The organism is Acidobacteriota bacterium, assembly GCA_020845575.1.
GTDB lineage: Bacteria > Acidobacteriota > Vicinamibacteria > Vicinamibacterales > Vicinamibacteraceae > Luteitalea.
Genome location: JADLFL010000052.1, coordinates 93,548 through 110,405, shown reverse-complemented (window position 1 = coordinate 110,405; position 16,858 = coordinate 93,548). Strand labels below are relative to the sequence as shown.

At 69.8% G+C, this 16,858-nt stretch carries 14 protein-coding genes; all 14 read right to left on the bottom strand.

Features of this window, described 5'->3' with window-relative positions; genetic code table 11:
• Positions 1-11: 11 nt before the first annotated feature.
• On the bottom strand, positions 12-1,289 hold the full coding sequence (ftsZ, locus tag IT182_15140; GenBank protein ID MCC6164684.1) for a cell division protein FtsZ: 1,278 nt from the start codon (positions 1,287-1,289) through the stop codon (positions 12-14).
• A gap of 26 nt (positions 1,290-1,315) precedes the next feature.
• On the bottom strand, positions 1,316-2,551 hold the full coding sequence (gene ftsA / locus IT182_15135) for a cell division protein FtsA (GenBank protein ID MCC6164683.1): 1,236 nt from the start codon (positions 2,549-2,551) through the stop codon (positions 1,316-1,318).
• Positions 2,552-2,580: 29 nt separating this feature from the next.
• Positions 2,581-3,513, bottom strand: coding sequence for an FtsQ-type POTRA domain-containing protein (locus tag IT182_15130; protein MCC6164682.1), 933 nt, complete (start codon positions 3,511-3,513; stop codon positions 2,581-2,583).
• Positions 3,513-4,913: a UDP-N-acetylmuramate--L-alanine ligase gene (locus IT182_15125; protein MCC6164681.1), complete on the bottom strand. Its 1,401-nt coding sequence runs from the start codon at positions 4,911-4,913 to the stop codon at positions 3,513-3,515. Before IT182_15125 ends, IT182_15130 begins: the two co-directional genes overlap by 1 nt.
• Before the next feature lies 1 nt (position 4,914).
• Positions 4,915-6,039 (bottom strand): undecaprenyldiphospho-muramoylpentapeptide beta-N-acetylglucosaminyltransferase, encoded by a 1,125-nt coding sequence (gene murG / locus IT182_15120; protein MCC6164680.1) that lies wholly within the window; start codon positions 6,037-6,039, stop codon positions 4,915-4,917.
• Positions 6,032-7,144 (bottom strand): putative lipid II flippase FtsW, encoded by a 1,113-nt coding sequence (gene ftsW, locus IT182_15115; GenBank protein MCC6164679.1) that lies wholly within the window; start codon positions 7,142-7,144, stop codon positions 6,032-6,034. The genes murG and ftsW overlap by 8 nt, the downstream gene beginning before the upstream one ends.
• Before the next feature lie 184 nt (positions 7,145-7,328).
• A complete protein-coding gene (gene murD, locus IT182_15110) occupies positions 7,329-8,711 on the bottom strand; it encodes a UDP-N-acetylmuramoyl-L-alanine--D-glutamate ligase (protein ID MCC6164678.1) in 1,383 nt (460 codons plus the stop codon).
• Positions 8,712-8,713: 2 nt separating this feature from the next.
• Positions 8,714-9,799, bottom strand: a complete 1,086-nt coding sequence (locus IT182_15105; GenBank protein MCC6164677.1) for a phospho-N-acetylmuramoyl-pentapeptide-transferase — start codon at positions 9,797-9,799, stop codon at positions 8,714-8,716.
• Complete coding sequence (locus IT182_15100) at positions 9,799-11,190, bottom strand: UDP-N-acetylmuramoyl-tripeptide--D-alanyl-D-alanine ligase (protein ID MCC6164676.1); 1,392 nt, start codon at positions 11,188-11,190, stop codon at positions 9,799-9,801. The genes IT182_15105 and IT182_15100 overlap by 1 nt, the downstream gene beginning before the upstream one ends.
• A complete protein-coding gene (locus IT182_15095; GenBank protein MCC6164675.1) occupies positions 11,190-12,725 on the bottom strand; it encodes a UDP-N-acetylmuramoyl-L-alanyl-D-glutamate--2,6-diaminopimelate ligase in 1,536 nt (511 codons plus the stop codon). The genes IT182_15100 and IT182_15095 overlap by 1 nt, the downstream gene beginning before the upstream one ends.
• Positions 12,725-15,100, bottom strand: a complete 2,376-nt coding sequence (locus IT182_15090) for a PASTA domain-containing protein (protein MCC6164674.1) — start codon at positions 15,098-15,100, stop codon at positions 12,725-12,727. Before IT182_15090 ends, IT182_15095 begins: the two co-directional genes overlap by 1 nt.
• Positions 15,097-15,480: a cell division protein FtsL gene (locus IT182_15085; protein ID MCC6164673.1), complete on the bottom strand. Its 384-nt coding sequence runs from the start codon at positions 15,478-15,480 to the stop codon at positions 15,097-15,099. Before IT182_15085 ends, IT182_15090 begins: the two co-directional genes overlap by 4 nt.
• Before the next feature lies 1 nt (position 15,481).
• Entirely contained in the window at positions 15,482-16,366 is an 885-nt protein-coding gene (gene rsmH, locus IT182_15080; protein MCC6164672.1) for a 16S rRNA (cytosine(1402)-N(4))-methyltransferase RsmH, read from the bottom strand.
• Positions 16,367-16,373: 7 nt separating this feature from the next.
• Positions 16,374-16,820, bottom strand: coding sequence for a division/cell wall cluster transcriptional repressor MraZ (locus IT182_15075; protein ID MCC6164671.1), 447 nt, complete (start codon positions 16,818-16,820; stop codon positions 16,374-16,376).
• Positions 16,821-16,858 lie beyond the last annotated feature (38 nt).

The following is a 16,858-nucleotide window of genomic DNA, read 5'->3' as shown; positions in this document are numbered from 1 at the left end:
GCCGACTCAGGCTACTGATGGCCGCGGTTGCTCAGGAACGCCGGGTAGTCGAGCGGCGACGCCGCATCGGTGCCGGTGGCGAGTTCCTCGTCGATCGAGAACGCCGTCGGCCCGATCTCGACAGGCAGCCGCCGCGTGAAGGGCGGTGCCACGCTCGGGACCGCGGGTGCGGCAGCGCCAGGCGGCGCCTGCCACACGCCCTCGCTCTGGTAGTGGGTCAGATCGGCAGGCGTGCGATGGGTCGCGCCGCGGTGCAGCGCATCAGTCCTGTCAAACCCCGTCGCAATCACCGTGATCTTGATCGTCCCCGCCATCGCCGGGTCGACCACCGCGCCGAAGATGATGTTGGCATCTTCGTGCGCGGCTTCCTGGATGATGGCGGAGGCTTCGCTCACTTCCGTGAGCGAGATGTCGGAGCCGCCCGTCACATTGATGATCACGCCGCGCGCGCCGCGCACGGAGGCGTCTTCGAGCAACGGGCTGGAGATGGCGCGATTGGCGGCCTGCATCGCTCGGTCTTCACCCTCGGCCACGCCGGTGCCCATGATCGCCAGGCCCATGCCCGACATGATCGTCTTCACGTCGGCGAAGTCGAGATTGATGAGCCCAGGCACCAGGATCAGGTCGGAGATGCCCTGGATGGCCTGGCGCAGGATGTCGTCGGCGGCGGCGAACGCCTCCGGCAGCGGCGTGCGGCGATCGATCGTCGCGAGCAGGCGCTCGTTCGGGATCGTGATGACGGTGTCCACGCACTCGCGCAGATCGTCGAGCCCGCGCTCGGCCTGCTGCGCGCGGCGCTTGCCCTCGAACTTGAACGGCTTGGTGACCACGGCGATCGTCAGCGCGCCGAGTTCGGTCGCCAGGCTCGCGATCACCGGCGCGGCACCGGTACCGGTCCCGCCACCGAGCCCTGTCGTCACGAACACCATGTCCGCGCCGTCGAGCACCTCGATGAGCCGATCCGTGTCTTCGAGCGCGGCGTTGCGGCCGACATTCGGGTCGGCCCCCGCGCCGAGTCCCTTGGTCAGCTTGCCGCCGATCTGGATCTTGGTCGACGCGGGACTCTGCTGCAGCGCCTGCACGTCGGTGTTGGCGACGACGAACTCGACGCCGGTGAGACCGGAGCGCACCATCCTGTTGACGGCATTGCTGCCGCCGCCGCCCACGCCCACGACCTTGATGCGCGCGCCGGCCCGTACTTCCGTGTCGAGCGTCAGGCGCAGTGCCTGCTCGTCGGTGATTCCCGCCAGTCGCCGCCGGCCGATGCCGCCCTGTCCGTTGCTGTCCATGCCTCCCCCGTCCCCTTGCCCCGCCGTCATCGCCCGATGAAGAAGTTGTTGAACATGGAGCTCACCGATTCCAGCAGACGCCGCCAGCCCATGGGCTTTGGTGTCACCTGGTTCCTGTTGCGGCTCGCATACATGACGGCACCGACGGCCGTCGCGTAGATGGGGCTGCTGGCCTGATCGCCAAGCCCGTACGCCCCCGTCGGCACGCCGCGGCGCACCGGCAGGTCGAAGATCTGCTCGGCGATCTCGGCCATGCCGTCGAGCGCCGCTCCGCCGCCCGTCAGCACGATGCCCGAGTGCAGCGAGTTGCTGCAGCCGGCCTTCTCGATCTCGTCCCACAGCATGTGACACACCTGCTCGGCGCGTGGTTGCAGGATCTGCGAGAGGATGCGGCGCGACATCACCCGCGGACGGCGGCCGCCCACGCTGGCCACCTCCATCGTCTCGTCCTCGCCCACCATCGAGTTGAGCGCGCACCCGCAACGGCGCTTCAGTTTCTCGGCGTCTGGCACCGGCGTGCGCAATCCGACGGCGATGTCGTTGGTGAAGTGATCGCCGCCGATCGCCACCACGCCCGTATGCCACAGGCTGCCGCGCTCGAAGATCGCGAAGTCCGTGGTGCCGCCGCCGATGTCGACGACAGCCACGCCGAGTTCGCGCTCGTCTGGCGTGAGCACCGCTTCGGCCGCGGCGATCTGCTCGAGCACCGTGTCCACCACCGTCACGCCCGCGCGATTCACGCAGGCGATGAGGTTCTGCATGGACGCGGCGCCGCCCGTCACGATGTGCACGTTGACGTCGAGCCGCGATCCCGTCATGCCAACCGGATCCGCGATGCCCTCCTCGTCGTCGACGGCGAAGTCCTGCGGGAGCACGTGCAGGATCTCGCGGCCGCTCGGCAGCGCGAACGCCTTGGCGGCGTCGATCGCGCGACGGACGTCCTCGCGCGTGATCTCTCGTGTCTTGCCCGAGACGGCAACCACGCCGCGGCTGTTGAAGCCCTTGATGTGGGCGCCAGACAGCGTCATGTAGACCGAGTCGATCTCGATGCCGGCGGTCAACTCGGCTTCCTCGATCGCCTTCTTGATCGACTCGACGGCTTCCTCGAGGTTGACCACGGCGCCGCGCCGGATCCCCCTCGCATCTGCCGTGCCGATGCCGATGATCTCGACGCCGCTTTCGTCAGTCACTTCTCCGACGATCACGGCGACCTTGGTGGTGCCCACGTCGAGCCCAACCAGGTAGCGTTCACTCCGCGCCACGGCGCCCTCCCCCCGTATCCATCCCGCCCTCACTGCTGCCCGTCATCGTCATCTGGCTCCGCCAGCGCCTCTTCCACGGTGCCCACGTCGGTCACCTGCGGCATCGACGCAAATGTCACCCCCGGCTTGCGGGGTCGTACGTACACGCGGTCTCCGAACCGCAAGTCCACCGACGCGACCTGATCGACCATGCGGGTCAACCGATCGCCCATCTCGAGGTACGCCTGCACGCGTTCGGCGAACCGCTCGCGTCCGAGGTGGAGCACCGCGGGATCGCCCATCAGCATCACGGCGAGATCCCGTGCGTCGGAGACGTCGATCTGCGACACGCGATCGAGCAGCGACGCGTCTCGCAGCGAGGCGACCGCCGCGGCCACGAGCGCGACGCGCGCTTGGTCGAACGGACCGTCGCCCGCCCTTCCGGCGGCGAGACCTTCGACGATCGGCAGGTCGATCGCGCCGTAACGGGGTCCGAACTCGTCCACGATCGCGCCCAGTTCATCGACCAGGAGCAGCGCGTCCCCCGCGCGCGCGATGACCATCGGCAGGCGTTCGACGATGCGGACCTCGATGGTACCCGGCAGCGCGCGCCGCAGGCTGGCTTCACGTACCCACGGCGACGCGAGCAGCTTCTCGCGCCACGTCTCGAGCGGCGTGGTCACGATGTTGTGGCCTTTCAGGCCATCAAGCAGTGCCTCGACCTCGCCCTCCGACAACCGCTGCGCGCCGATCACCTTCAACTCGCGCACGGCGAACGCCCGCGAACTGGTCATCACGTCCTGCACGTACCAACCCGATCCCAGGAGCAGCGCCACGATTGCGCCCACGCGCAGTACGTCGGGCGCGTACGTGCGCCACGCGCCGCCTCGGCGGTGTCCGCCGTCACGCGCACGCAACAGGCGCGGATCGCGCGTCGCTGACGGCACCCGACGCGTGCCCTGTGCCGTCTGGCGGCGAGGCATCAGGCCTGCACCTCCAGCGCGTCGAGCAGGCGCGGGCCGAGCGTGCCGATCGAACCGGCACCGAGCGTCACGACGAGATCGCCTTCGCGCAGGAGCGACGCCACTGTGGCCGGCGCCTCGACAAGATCTGCAACGAGGTGCACCGGTGCGCCGCCGTGCTTCGCGATGGCATCACCGAGCACTCCCGACGACACGCCGGCGATCGGATCCTCGCTCGCCGCGTAGATCGGGAGCAGGCACACCATGTCTGCCCGCGCCAGGACCTCGGCGAACTCCGGCAGCAAGCCCGCGGTGCGCGTGTAGCGATGCGGCTGGAACACGAGCACGAGGCGCCGGTTCCACGCCTCACGACAGGCCGCGATGACGGCCGCGATTTCCGTGGGGTGATGCCCGTAGTCGTCCACGACAAGCACGCCCGCGCGTTCACCCACCACCTGCAGCCGTCGCTCGGCACCGCGGAAGTCCGCGAGTCCTGCTGCGATCTGGTCGAACGCGAGTCCGAGCTCGAGTCCCACGCCGACGGCCGCGAGCGCATTGCGCAGGTTGTGGCGGCCGGGCACGTGCAGGCGCAGCGTACCGAGGTACTCAGCGGCGTCCACGCCCGGCGGACGCCGCCACACCTCGCACGACGATGAGCCCTGGCCCGACGTGATCGCGCGCGCGACGATCGTGGCGTCGTCGCGATCGGTGGCGTACGTCACGACGCGGCGTGTCATCCGCGACACGAGGCCCGCCAGCACCGGGTCGTCGACGCCCACGATCACGGCACCGTCGAACGGGACCGTGTTGGCGAACGTCACGAACGCGTCGAGCGCGCGCTCGAACGTGCCGTAGTGATCGAGGTGCTCGCGATCGACGTTCGTGATCACGCTGATTGCGGGCGAGAGCTTCAGGAACGAGCCGTCGCTCTCGTCGGCTTCGGCCACGATCACGTCGCCGCCGCCGAGGCGCGCATTGCTGCCGAACGCGCTCAGGCGGCCGCCGATGACGGCTGTCGGATCCAGTCCGGCGCGTTCGAGCATCAGCGCGACCATCGACGTGGTGGTGGTCTTGCCGTGCGCGCCGCCGATCGCCACGCCGATGCGGCGCAGCCGCATCAACTCGGCGAGCATCTCCGCGCGCGCGATCACCGGAATCCCGCGCCGGCGCGCCTCGACGATCTCCGGGTTGTCTTCACGGGCCGCCGACGTCACGACCACCACGGAGGCGTCGCCGAGATGGTCGGCGGCATGCCCCTCGTGGATGCGTGCGCCCATCGACGCGAGCCGTCGCGTGATGTCGGTGGCTCGCGCATCGGATCCGCTCACGCGGTAGCCGAGGTTCACGAGCAGTTCGGCGATGCCGCTCATGCCGATGCCGCCGATGCCGACAAAGTGCACGTGACGGGTCTTGGTGGCCATGTCAGTGCACCCCCGCCATCAGCGCATCGGCACGCGCGGCGATCACGTCGGCTGCGTCCGGTCGCGCCAGCCCGCGCGCGCGTGTGGCCATCGCCTGGCGTCTGGCATCGTCGGTGAGCAGCGCGCGCAGTTCGGCGGCGAGTCGCTCCCCGGTGAGCACCGGCTCCTCGAGCATCACCGCGGCACCCGCGGCTTCGAGCGTGCGGGCGTTGGCACGCTGGTGATCGTCGGTGGCGTGCGGGAACGGGATGAGGATGCCCACGCGGCCAGCGGCCGTGAGCTCGGCAAGCGTGGTGGCGCCGGCCCTGCACACCACCACATCGGCCTCGGCCATCTGGTGCGGCATGTCGTCGATGAACGCGCGCACGTCGGCCTCCACGCCGGCCTCCGCGTATCCCGCCTTCACCGTCTCGAGATCGCGCACTCCCGTCTGGTGCACGATGGCACACGGGCCCTGTATGTCACGTACGTGCGTCGCTGCCGCCACCATCGCCTGATTGATCGCGTGTGCACCCTGTGACCCTCCGAAGACGAGGACCCTCCGTTCACCGCCACTCGCGGCTGGCCGCGGCCCGATGGCGAGAAACGCCTCGCGCACGGGGTTGCCGGACACGAACCCGTGTCCATGGAAGAAGCGCAGCGACGACTCGTACGTGACGCCTGCCGCGTCGACGAGCCTGGCCAGCCACCTGTTGGTGAGGCCTGGCGTCGCGTTCTGCTCGAGCAGGAGCGTGGGGATGCCGCGGGCCGCCGCCAGCGCGACGACGGGCCCGGAGCTGTAGCCCCCCACGCCGATCACGAGATCGGGGCGGCGGCGCGACAGCGCCTGCCACGCGTCGAGGGCGCTGAGCGGCAGCAGGCCCACGCCGCGCGCAACGGCCCCCGCGCTCTTGCCCTTCAGTCCCGCGCTCCTGATCACGTCCAGGTCGAAACCCTCCTGCGGAACCACGCGCGCCTCGATGCCGCGCGCGGTCCCCACGAAACTCACCACCGTGCGCCCGTCGCGCCGGCGCAGCGCGTGCGCCACGGCCAGCCCCGGGTACAGGTGTCCCCCCGTGCCGCCCCCCGCGATCACCACGCGGCGTCCCCGTCCCTCACCGGTGCGCACATCCACGTCGTCACGCATCGATTGCCGCGTGCTGCGACACGTTGAGGAGGATGCCGAGGCCGATCAGGTTGACCAGCATCGACGACCCTCCGGCGCTCACGAACGGCAGCGGCAGGCCCTTGGTGGGCAGCAGGCCCAGCACCACGCTGATGTTGATGAGGCCCTGTATGGCCATCATCGTGGTCAGCCCGATCGCGAGGAACGCGCCGAAGCGGTCCTGCGCGTTGGCGGCGATGCGCAGGCCGCGCCAGGCGATGACGAGGAGCGCGAGGAGCACCGCCGTCGCACCCATCAGTCCTGTCTCTTCGGAAATCACCGCGTAGATGAAGTCGGTCTGCGGCTCGGGCAGGAAGCGGGCTTTCTGCACGCCCTCCATGAGGCCACGCCCGAACACGCCTCCGGTCCCCACCGCGATGAGCGACTGGATCACCTGGAAGCCGCTCCCGAGCGGGTCGGCCCACGGGTCGAGGAACGCCAATACGCGCGCGCGGCGATACGGGACCGTCCACACGAGGAGATAGACCGCCGGCGCCGCGGCCAGCGCGGAGAGCCCGAGATGTTGCAGGCTCAACCCCGCCGCGAACAGCATCGTGAACGCCACGATACAGATCGAGATGGTGGTCCCCAGGTCCGGCTGGTAGAGGATCAGCAGCGCCATCGCGCCGAGCACGCCACCGACGGGCACCAGGACGCTCCGCATGTCGTTGACGCGGTCCATGCGCTGGCTGAGGAGCCGTGCCACGAACAGGATCACGGCCAGCTTGGCGAACTCCGACGGCTGGATGCCGACGCTGCCCACGCCCAGCCACCGCACGGCGCCCTTCACGCTGTGTCCCAGGCCGGCCAGCTTCATCAGCGCGAGCAGCATGAGGGCCGCGAAGACGCCACCCAGTGCGGCGTTGATCACCGTCGAGTGCTGCCACACGCGGTAGTCCACGCGCATCACGACCACGGTGAGGAGGCCACCGAGCAGCGCCCACGTCGCCTGGCGCGCCAGCAACTGCGCCGACGCGGCGTCGATGGAACGGCCGGCCAGCGCGCTGTAGACCATCACCACGCTCACGCACACGAGGAAGAAGGCGGCCGCGAACAGCCACTTGTCCGATTTCAGCTTGCGAGCCATGGCCCCTCCCCTCTAAAGCCGCGGCGCGATGCGCCCGAAACGATGGGGTGCGGAACGAACGATGAGCAGCCAGCAGTCATCAGCAGACGTACGGGCCGAGACACCGACCTCGCAGACCGGGGCAGCCTGCGTTCCCAGCGGCCAGCTCTTGACCGCGTCACGCCTGCTGATGACTGCTCGCCGCTCACGCGTTCCGCACCTCCTGTGCCCCATCGCGCGCAAGCCGCGCCGCGATGGCCTTGAATGCGCGACCACGATCCGCGTAGTCGCTGAACATGTCGAAGCTCGCGCACGCAGGCGCGAGCAGCACCACGCCACCTTCGCGCCGTTGCGCGAGGGCTTCGACGACCGCGGCGTCGAGCGAGGACGCGCGCGTCACCGGCACGAACGGCGCGAGCGAACGTTCGACCAGCGGCGCAGACTCGCCGATGGCCACGACGGACCCGCCGCGCGCCCGCAACGGCTGACCGAGACGTCCGAGATCGCCGCCCTTGTACACACCACCCACGATGGCCGTCACCGGCACGTCGAACGCCTCGACGGCCATGAGCGCCGCTTCGACGTTGGTGGCCTTCGAGTCGTTGAAGAAGCGCGTCGCGCCGATCGCCGTCACGTACTCGAGCGCGTGCTCGAGCCCCGTGAACCCCTCGACGGCCTGCGTCATCTGCACGCCTGACACGCCAGCCAGATCCGCAACGGCGCACGCCGCCATCACGTTGCCGAGCATGTGACGCCCCGTGAGCTTCACGGCGGCCACCGGCACCAGCGGTTCGGTGGGCTCGCGCGATCGACGCCGCGCGATGACGTCGCCGGCAACGCCCACGCCATCCTCCACAGCGAGGTCGGCGCCGAACGCCACCACGCGCGCACCCGATCGCGACGCGTGCGCCGTGATGCGCGCGTCCGACGCAGGCACCACCGCCCAGTCCTCGGCCCCCTGGTTCTCGAACACGCGAGCCTTCGCGCGTTCGTACGCGTCCTCGGTCACATGACGATCGAGATGGTCGGGCGAGAAGTTGAGCCACGCCGCGATGTGCGGGTGATAGCGCTCGATGGTCTCGAGCTGGAAACTGCTCGTCTCCACGACGTGCCACGTCGCGGGCGTCGACGCCTCGACGAGTGCCGAGAGCGGCACTCCGATGTTGCCGCCGACGAGCACGGGCCGTCCCGACGCTTCGATCATCCGGCCCACCAGCGTTGTCGTCGTGGACTTCCCCTTCGAACCCGTGATCGCGATCACGGGTCCCGCAAGGAACGACGAGGCGAACTCGAGTTCGCCGATCACATGGACGCCCCGCGTGCGTGCGGCCCGCAGCAGCGGCGCGTCCGTCCGCACGCCGGGACTCACCACCACGAGCGTCGCGTCTTCGGGCACGTCGGCGGGCATCGGCCCGAGTTGCAGCGTCGCGCCGATCGCGTCGAGGGCATCACGCTCGGCCAGGTCGGGCTTGGCATCGATGAGCGTCACTCGCCCGCCACGACGCACGACGAGCGTGCTGGCGGCCAGGCCGCTCCTGCCTCCACCCACCACCGCCACGTGGCGCCCGTTGACGTCGATCGCGTGCATCCTCATCGCAGCTTGAGCGTGGTGAGGCTGAACAGCGCGCAGACGATCGCGATGATCAGGAAGCGGGTGATGACCTTCGGCTCGCTCCAGCCGATGAGCTCGAAGTGGTGATGCAGGGGCGCCATCCTGAAGATGCGCTTGCCGCGGAGCTTGAAGGAGCCGACCTGCAGGATGACCGACGCGGCTTCGAGCACGAACACGCCCCCGACAATCACGAGCAGCAGTTCCTGCTTGATCAGGATCGCAACGGTGCCCAGCGCGCCGCCGAGCGCGAGCGACCCGACGTCGCCCATGAAGATCTCGGCCGGGTACGAGTTGAACCAGAGGAACCCGAGGCTCGCGCCCACCAGCGCACCGCAGAACACCGTGAGTTCCGCGGCGGGAGCGAAGCGCACGAGCAGCAGGTAGTCGGCGAGCACGCGGTGCCCTGTGACGTACGCGAGCGCGGTGAACGCCGCCGCCGCGACAGCGAAGCAGCTGATGGCGAGCCCGTCGAGGCCGTCCGTGAGGTTCACCGCGTTGGATGCCCCCACCAGCACGAGCACCGCGAACGGCACGTACAGCAACCCGAGGTCCGGAATCAGGTCCTTGAAGAACGGGAAGATCAGCCGCGTGTTGTAGAGGCCCTTGTTCGCGAGGACGATGAGCGCCACACCGACGAGGAGCGCCACGGCGATCTGGCCGCCCATCTTGTAGCGCGGCAGCAGGCCGTGGTGGTTGCGGCGTGTGACCTTCAGGTAGTCGTCGACAAAGCCGATCGCCCCGAACCCGGCCGTGGCGAGCACGGCGATCCAGATGTACGCGTTGGTGAGATCGGCCCACAACAACGTCGGCACGATGGACGCCGCCAGGATCAGCAGCCCGCCCATCGTCGGCGTCCCGGCCTTGGGCCTGTGACTCTCCGGCCCTTCGTGGCGGATCACCTGCCCGACCTGGAACTCGCGCAGCTTGCGGATCAGCACGCCGCCGAACGCCAGGCTGATGACGAGCGCCGTGATGCTCGCCGCGGCCGTCCTGAACGTGATGTAGCGCGTGACGTTCAGGATCGAGAACGTGTCGTGGAAGCGGAACAGGAGGTGGTACAGCATCAGCGCCCCCCCTCCGTCAGTGCCTGCACCACGGCTTCCATGCGGATGCCGCGCGATCCCTTCACGAGCACCGTGTCGCCGGCGCGCACGATCGAACACACCAGGTCCGCTGCGGCAGCGCTGTCGGCCACGTGGTGAACGATGCGCACCTTCGCGGCGCGTGCTGCACGGGCCAGCGCCTCGGCCGACGACCCACCGACGGCGATGACGGCTTCGACACCTGCGTCACCCGCAACAGTTCCGCATTCCGCGTGCAGGCGTTCGCTGAAGTCGCCCAGTTCCAGCATCTCGCCGAGCACCGCCACGTGCCGGCCGGGCGTGGTGGCCAGCGTGTGCAACGCGCGCGTCAGCGCCGATGGACTCGAGTTGTACGCATCGTCGATGACCGTCCACCCGGCAGCCGTGCGGACCACCTCGCCACGATGCGATGGAGGCACGAGGCTCGCCACACCCGCGACGATGTCGTCAGCGGACAGGCCGGCGGAGAGCGCGACAGCCGATGCTGCGGCGATGTTGGCGAGGTTCGCCGTCCCCAGCAGGCGCGTCTCGATCGCGTGCACGTCGCCGCGCAGCGACAGGCGTGCCGTCGTCCCGTCGAAGCCGCGCGGTTGGATCGACGCGATCGACACGTCGGCCGGCACGTCGACACCGAACGTGACCACCTGACCGGCGAAGTCCGCCGCGCGTGCGATCACGCGCGAGTCGGCGGCGTTGGCCACGAACACGTCGCCGGCTGCCGCGCCTTCGAGGATCTCCGCCTTGGCCTCGGCAATCGCGTCGACCGACGAGAAGAATCCGATGTGCGCGTCGCCGACGTTCGTCCAGACGCGCACCTGGGGTTCGGCGATCGAGACCAGCCTGCTGATCTCGCCCGCACCGCTCATGCCGAGCTCGACGACGGCCCAGGCCGGCGCCGTGTGCAGTTCGAACAACGAGAGCGGCAGCCCGATGTGGTTGTTCAGGTTGCCGCGATTGCGGAACGTCGTGAAGCGCTGCGCGAGCAGCGTCGCCGTGATCTCCTTGGTCGTCGTCTTGCCGGCGCTTCCGGTGATCGCCACCACCGTCGATGCGGCGCGGCGACGGATCACGCGCGCCGCATCCTGCAGACCGATCAGTGTGTCGTCGACGGCGATGACGGGCAGCGTTGTCGACGTGACGGCTGACGCGTCGCTCACGACGACAGCACCCGCTCCGCGCGCGACGGCATCGGTCACGAACGCGTGCCCGTCGAACCGCGGGCCGCGAATCGCGACGAACATGTCGCCCGGCGCGATGGTCCGCGTGTCGATCGATACGGTCGGCAGCAGTCGATCGGCGGGCCCGCGCGCGAGCACGCCGCCGAAGGCAGCGGCCATCTCGGCGGCCGTGAGCGCGAACGGCGTGGTGCGCATCACGCGCCTCCCCGCCTGCGGCGAAGCGCCGTGCGCGCCACGCTGCCGTCCTCGAACGGCAGCACGCGATCGCCGATGGTCTGCGTGGATTCGTGTCCCTTGCCGGCGATGAGCACCACGTCACCGGGCTGTGCGTCGACGATGGCGCGTGCGATCGCCTCTTCGCGATCGACGATGGCGAGCCACGGCGTCGATTGCACGGCGGCCACCGCCTGGCCGGCGTGGCGCGTCGGACGCTCGGGCTGGACGAGCCCGCGCTTGATGTCCTCGATGATCGCCGCGGGATCCTCCGAACGCGGGTTGTCCGACGTGAGGATCACGAGGTCGCTCAGTCGCGCGGCAACGGCGCCCATCAGCGGCCGCTTGGTGCGGTCGCGGTCGCCGCCGCATCCGAACACGGTGACCACCCGCCGCGGGGCCAGCGCACGCGCGGTCTCCAGCAGGTTCCGCAGCGCATCGTCGGTGTGCGCGTAGTCGACGACGACGCTGATGTCGTCGGCGTCGGACGACACCAGTTCGAAGCGTCCCGGCACGGCCTTGACGTTCGCGAGGCCTTCCTCGATCGAGGCCACGGGCACGCCGAGGCCGATCGCCGCCGCGACGACGCCGAGCGCGTTGTAGGCGTTCGGGCGTCCGGGCAGGCGCGTGCGCAGGCGCAACGGGCCCGCGGGCGTCCGCACCATGGCGTCGATGCCGGTGAGCGTGAGATCGAGCGACGTGGGCCACACGTCGGCCTCGCGCGTGAGCGCGTACGTCACCGGACGGGCGACGAGACCGACGAGCGCGTCGGCGCGCGGATCATCGATGTTGATGGCGGCCGGCGCCTCTGGCGGCAGCATCTCGAACAGGCGACGCTTGGCGGCGAAGTACGTCTCCATGTCGCCGTGGTAGTCGAGGTGGTCCCGCGTCAGGTTGGTGAAGATCGCGGCACCGAAGCGCGTGAACGTGACGCGTTCGAGATCGAGTGCGTGCGACGACACTTCCATCGCGCACGCGCGACAGCCCTCGTCGACCATCTGGCGCAGCAGGTGCTGCAGGTCGGGCGCCTCCGGCGTCGTGCGCGCCGAGGCATGCTCCACGGCACCGATGCGGGATCCTGTGGTGCCGATGCGGCCACTCGTCCATCCGCACGCCTGGAACACGCCCTCGCACAGGTACATCGACGTCGTCTTGCCGTTGGTACCGGTGACGCCGACGAGCAGCAGGTGATCGCTCGGATGGCCGTAGAAGGACGCCGCAAACGCCGCGAGCGCCACGCGGCCGTTGTCGGCCACGATGCACGGCACGCCGGCGCCGGCGACGGCGCGGTCGGCGACGATCGCGATCGCGCCGTTCTTCACGGCCTGCTCGACGTACTCGGTGCCGTCGCGGTGCGCGCCGCGAAGCGCCACGAACACGGCACCGGGCGTGACGGCGCGCGAGTCGTACGCCACGGCCGTCACGGGCCGCGCCGCGGCGGGTCCGAGCTCGGGCACCTGCAACGGCGTCAGCCGCGCTGTGGCGGCCACGAGATCGTCGAGCGCATGCGCGGTCATCAGCGTCGCTCGCTCCGTTCGATCGGATCCGGGTCGGCAGGAAATGGGGCGAGATCGAGCAGGCACACGCCGCCGTGGCCGGCAGGCGTGCCTGCCGGCACGCTCTGCCGCGTCACGAACGACCCGGCCCCGCGCAGCCGCGGTTCCCACCCGAGATCGATCAGCGTGCGCACCGCTTCACGGGCACTCGTGCCGGCGAGGTCGGGGATCGTGTGCGGCGCGGCGGACGTCACCGTGGCTTCCGCGACGCGCACGGTGCTGGCGGGGGCGAGCGTCGGTCCGTCGGGCCCGCGGGCCACCACGATCGGCGGCTGCCGCTTCACGTTCGGCGCGATCGCGAGGTGCCGCAGCGCGGCGTCGGCGATGCGCTGGAACACGGGCGCGGCCACGGCGCCGCCGTAGTAGCCCTTCTTCTTCGGGCTGTCGACCACGACGATCATCGCCACCGCGGGATTGCGCGAAGGGAAGAACCCCGCCGTCGACGCCATGTACTCCATCACGTACCCGCGCCCGTTCGGATTCAGCTTGCGCGCGGTGCCCGTCTTGGCGGCGAGCGAGTAACCGTCGACGCGTGCCGACCTGGCCGTACCCACCTCGACGACGGACTCCATCATCGTGGTGAGCCGAGCCGCGGTCTCCGCCGAGATGGCGCGCCGCACGACGTCACGCGTCGTTTCCGTCCGCGTGGCACCCGCGATCCTGGCGCGCACGATGCGCGGTTTCAGCAACTCGCCACCGTTGGCCACCGCGCTCATCGCCGCCGCCATCTGCAACGGCGTCACGGCCACGGAATAGCCGATGGCCACGCGAGCCAGATCGTGTTCCCTGATCCGCGCCACGGGCATCACGATGCCGCTGCTCTCGGCCGGGAAATCGCGCGTGGCACGCACGCCGAAGCCGAACCGCTGCACGTACCGCATCAGCCGCTCGGTGCCAAGGCGGCCGACGGCCACGCGGGCCGTGCCACAGTTGCTCGATTTGGCGAACACCGTCTCGAACGACGTCACGCCAACCTGCTTCACGTCGGTGATCGGCTTGGCCGATCCGAACCGGCATGGCATCGTCGCGTCGACGATGTCGCCAGGACCGATGACGCCCTCTTCGAGTGCGGCAGCGGCAGTGAACGTCTTGAAGGTGGACCCGGGCTCGTAGATCGATTCGACGGCGCGGTTCACGCGCGACTGGCGATCGACGTGGCTCGAATCGTTCGGGTTGAAGTGCGGCTCGCTCACGAGCGCGAGGATCTCGCCCGTGTGCGGATCCATCATCACGACTGTGCCGCCCACCGCGCCGTGTTCGTCGACCGCCGCGCGCAGCTCGCGCTCGGCGATGTACTGGAGGCCGGAGTCGATCGTGAGCTCGAGCGAGACGCCCGCCGTCGGCTTCTCGCGCAGGCTCGTGGCGAGCACGCGGCGCTGCGCGTCGTGCTGGACGATCAACGTGCCGCCCGTGCCGCTCACGGCCTTGTCGTGCGTGAGCTCGAGCCCGCCGACGCCGGTGTTGCGCGCATCGACGAACCCGATCAACGACGAGGCGAGATCGCGATTCGGGTAGTAGCGCCGGCTCTCCTTCATGAAGCCGATGCCGGGCAGGTTCTGGGACGCCACGCGCTGCGCCTCCGATGGCGTCGCGCGCTTGCGGATGTAGACGAAGTCCTTCTTGCCCTGCAGGCGCTTCTGGATCGTCTCCTCGATGTCCTCGCTGCAGCGCGTGAGCCTGGCGCACACCCGCGTGGCGAGCGCCGCGGGGTCGGTGATCCCGCGCGTGAGCACCTTGAGCGTTCCCGTGCGCCCGCCCCTGCCGCGATCGACGACAAAACCGTCGACGCCGAGCGCCGCGATGCCATCGGCTTCTTCCGCCGAGAGCGTGCTCAGCACGATGGCCGTGTCGCGCCGGCTGTCCAGACGCTGCGCGAGTTCCTGACGCTCGACCGCGTCGCAGTTCTCGAGCGCGTCACAGAGTCGCGTGGCGAGCCCGGCGGGATCCGTGACGTCGCTCGGGACCGCATAGATGACGTCGCCGTCGACGCTGTAGGCCAGCACGCGCCCGTGCCGATCCAGGATGCGGCCACGCTGCGGGTTGAGGTCGATGGTCTGGCTCTGCTGCCGCTCCGCGCGCGCGACGAGCGAGTCGTACTGGTACACCTGCAGGTACACGAGGCGCGCGACGATGCCCGCCGACCAGAGCATCAGCAGCACGCCCAGGAACGCGAGGCGAGGCCTGACGACGGCGTGCCAGTCGCCGGCGACTTCCACCGGCTCCCCGACGGGGTCCGCACGCTGCGCGTCGCGCACCACGCGCGCGTTGTTGTGCGCGGCAGCGCTCGAATCGAGCCCGCTCAGAAGGTCCGGCGCGTTCCTCGACGATCGCGTCACCGGGCCGCCACCACGGAACGCGACGGCGACGGTGTCACGGTGACGCGCTCGATCACGGCAGACGTCTCCCGCGTCGGCGCCTTCATGTGCAGCTGGCGCGTCGCGATCGCCTGCACGCGCGCAAGACTTTCGAGCGACTGCAGCTCGAGCTCGAGATGACGACGCACTTCCATGTGCCGGCTGCGCGCCGTGGCGAGATCGACCGCCTCCTTCGCGAGCCGGCGCCCGTCGAGGTGCATCCACGCGGTGAAGAGCACCGTCGCGAGCACGCAGGCGCCGCCGACCGTCGTACGCACGAGGTCGCGCTGCCGCGCGTGATCCACTTCGCGCACGATGGGACGGTTCTGGACCGGCTTGCGCAGGACGTATTCGCGGTCCATGTCAGGCCAGCCTCTCGGCCACGCGCAGCTTGGCGCTGCGGGCGCGCGGGTTGCGCGCGACTTCCTCGTCGCCGGCTTCGACGGGACGGCGCGTGAGCAGCGCGATCAGCGGCTCGGGGCCCTGGGCCAGCGCACGGAACGTGTGCTTGACAATGCGGTCTTCGAGCGAGTGGAAGGCGATGATTGCCAGGCGGGCGCCGGCACACAGGCGGCTCACGGCGAGCCTGATGAACGCATCGAGATCGTCGAGCTCGCGGTTGACCCAGATGCGAATCGCCTGGAACGTACGCGTCGCAGGGTCGATGCGCTGCCAGCCGCGGGACGGCACGGCGCGACGCACGATCGACGCCAGCTGGCCCGTGGTTTCGATGGCGCCCGTCTGGCGGGCACCGACGATGGCGCGCGCGATGCGGCGTGAGAAGCGCTCCTCGCCGTAGCGGTAGATCACGTCGGCCAGGACCGTCTCGTCGACTTCCTGCAGCATCGCCGACGCCGGCAGACCACTGTCGCGATCCATCCGCATGTCGAGCGGGGCGTCTGCGCGAAAACTGAACCCGCGCGCCGCATCGTCAAGTTGCATGGAGGACACGCCGAGATCGGCCAGGACGCCGCCGTCGACGAGGCTGATGGCCCGGGCATCCAGGACGTCGCCGAGCGTCCTGTAGTCGGCGTGCACCATGTCCACGCGAGCGCGGTACGCGTCGAGCGACGCGGAGGCGAGCGCGAGCGCGCTGCTGTCGCGATCGAACGCGAGCACGCGGGACGCGCCGGCGTCGAGCAGAGCCCGGGTGTGCCCGCCCGCGCCGAGCGTGCAGTCGACGAACAGCCCGCCCCGAGCGGGTGCCAGGTGGCTGATGACCTCCGCGACGAGTACTGGTTCGTGCATGGGGATCTCAGATGCCGAGAGCGGCCAACTCGTCGAGGAATGTGTCGTTCAGTCCGTGCGATTCGACCTTGGCGCGGAGCCTGTCGGCGTTCCAGACTTCGATGGAGGTCTGCAGACCGAGCACGTCGACGTCGGCCAGCGCGGCGGCCGCGTCGCGAAGGGCGGGAGGGATGACGACCCGTCCCTGGGTATCGAACTCGGCCATGTGCCCCCAGTAGGACGTGGTCATCTCGAACGCCTTCCGGGCCTGGCTGAGCTGCGGGAGGGTCGCGAGCTTCTGCTCGATGCGTTCCCAGACCGCGAGGGGGTACAGACGCACGAACTCCCCGGTGGGAGACAGGCTGGTCAGGAACAGCGCCGGCCCGTATTCCGCTTCGATATGCGCCCGAAAGGCGCTGGGCACCTTCAGGCGCCCCTTGTCGTCAATCTTTGCCGGGATGCGTCCGCGGAGCACCAGAGATCTCCACTTTGGTCCACTTTGGTCCACGGCGA

Bases quoted from the DNA above. Each gene is read 5' to 3' on its own strand.
- ftsZ (MCC6164684.1), bottom strand. From the start codon at position 1,289: ATGGACAGCAACGGACAGGGCGGCATCGGCCGGCGGCGACTGGCGGGA.
- IT182_15130 (MCC6164682.1), bottom strand. From the start codon at position 3,513: ATGCCTCGCCGCCAGACGGCACAGGGCACGCGTCGGGTGCCGTCAGCG.
- IT182_15125 (MCC6164681.1), bottom strand. From the start codon at position 4,913: ATGGCCACCAAGACCCGTCACGTGCACTTTGTCGGCATCGGCGGCATC.
- murG (MCC6164680.1), bottom strand. From the start codon at position 6,039: ATGCGTGACGACGTGGATGTGCGCACCGGTGAGGGACGGGGACGCCGC.
- ftsW (MCC6164679.1), bottom strand. From the start codon at position 7,144: ATGGCTCGCAAGCTGAAATCGGACAAGTGGCTGTTCGCGGCCGCCTTC.
- murD (MCC6164678.1), bottom strand. From the start codon at position 8,711: ATGCACGCGATCGACGTCAACGGGCGCCACGTGGCGGTGGTGGGTGGA.
- IT182_15105 (MCC6164677.1), bottom strand. From the start codon at position 9,799: ATGCTGTACCACCTCCTGTTCCGCTTCCACGACACGTTCTCGATCCTG.
- IT182_15100 (MCC6164676.1), bottom strand. From the start codon at position 11,190: ATGCGCACCACGCCGTTCGCGCTCACGGCCGCCGAGATGGCCGCTGCC.
- IT182_15095 (MCC6164675.1), bottom strand. From the start codon at position 12,725: ATGACCGCGCATGCGCTCGACGATCTCGTGGCCGCCACAGCGCGGCTG.
- IT182_15085 (MCC6164673.1), bottom strand. From the start codon at position 15,480: ATGGACCGCGAATACGTCCTGCGCAAGCCGGTCCAGAACCGTCCCATC.
- rsmH (MCC6164672.1), bottom strand. From the start codon at position 16,366: ATGCACGAACCAGTACTCGTCGCGGAGGTCATCAGCCACCTGGCACCC.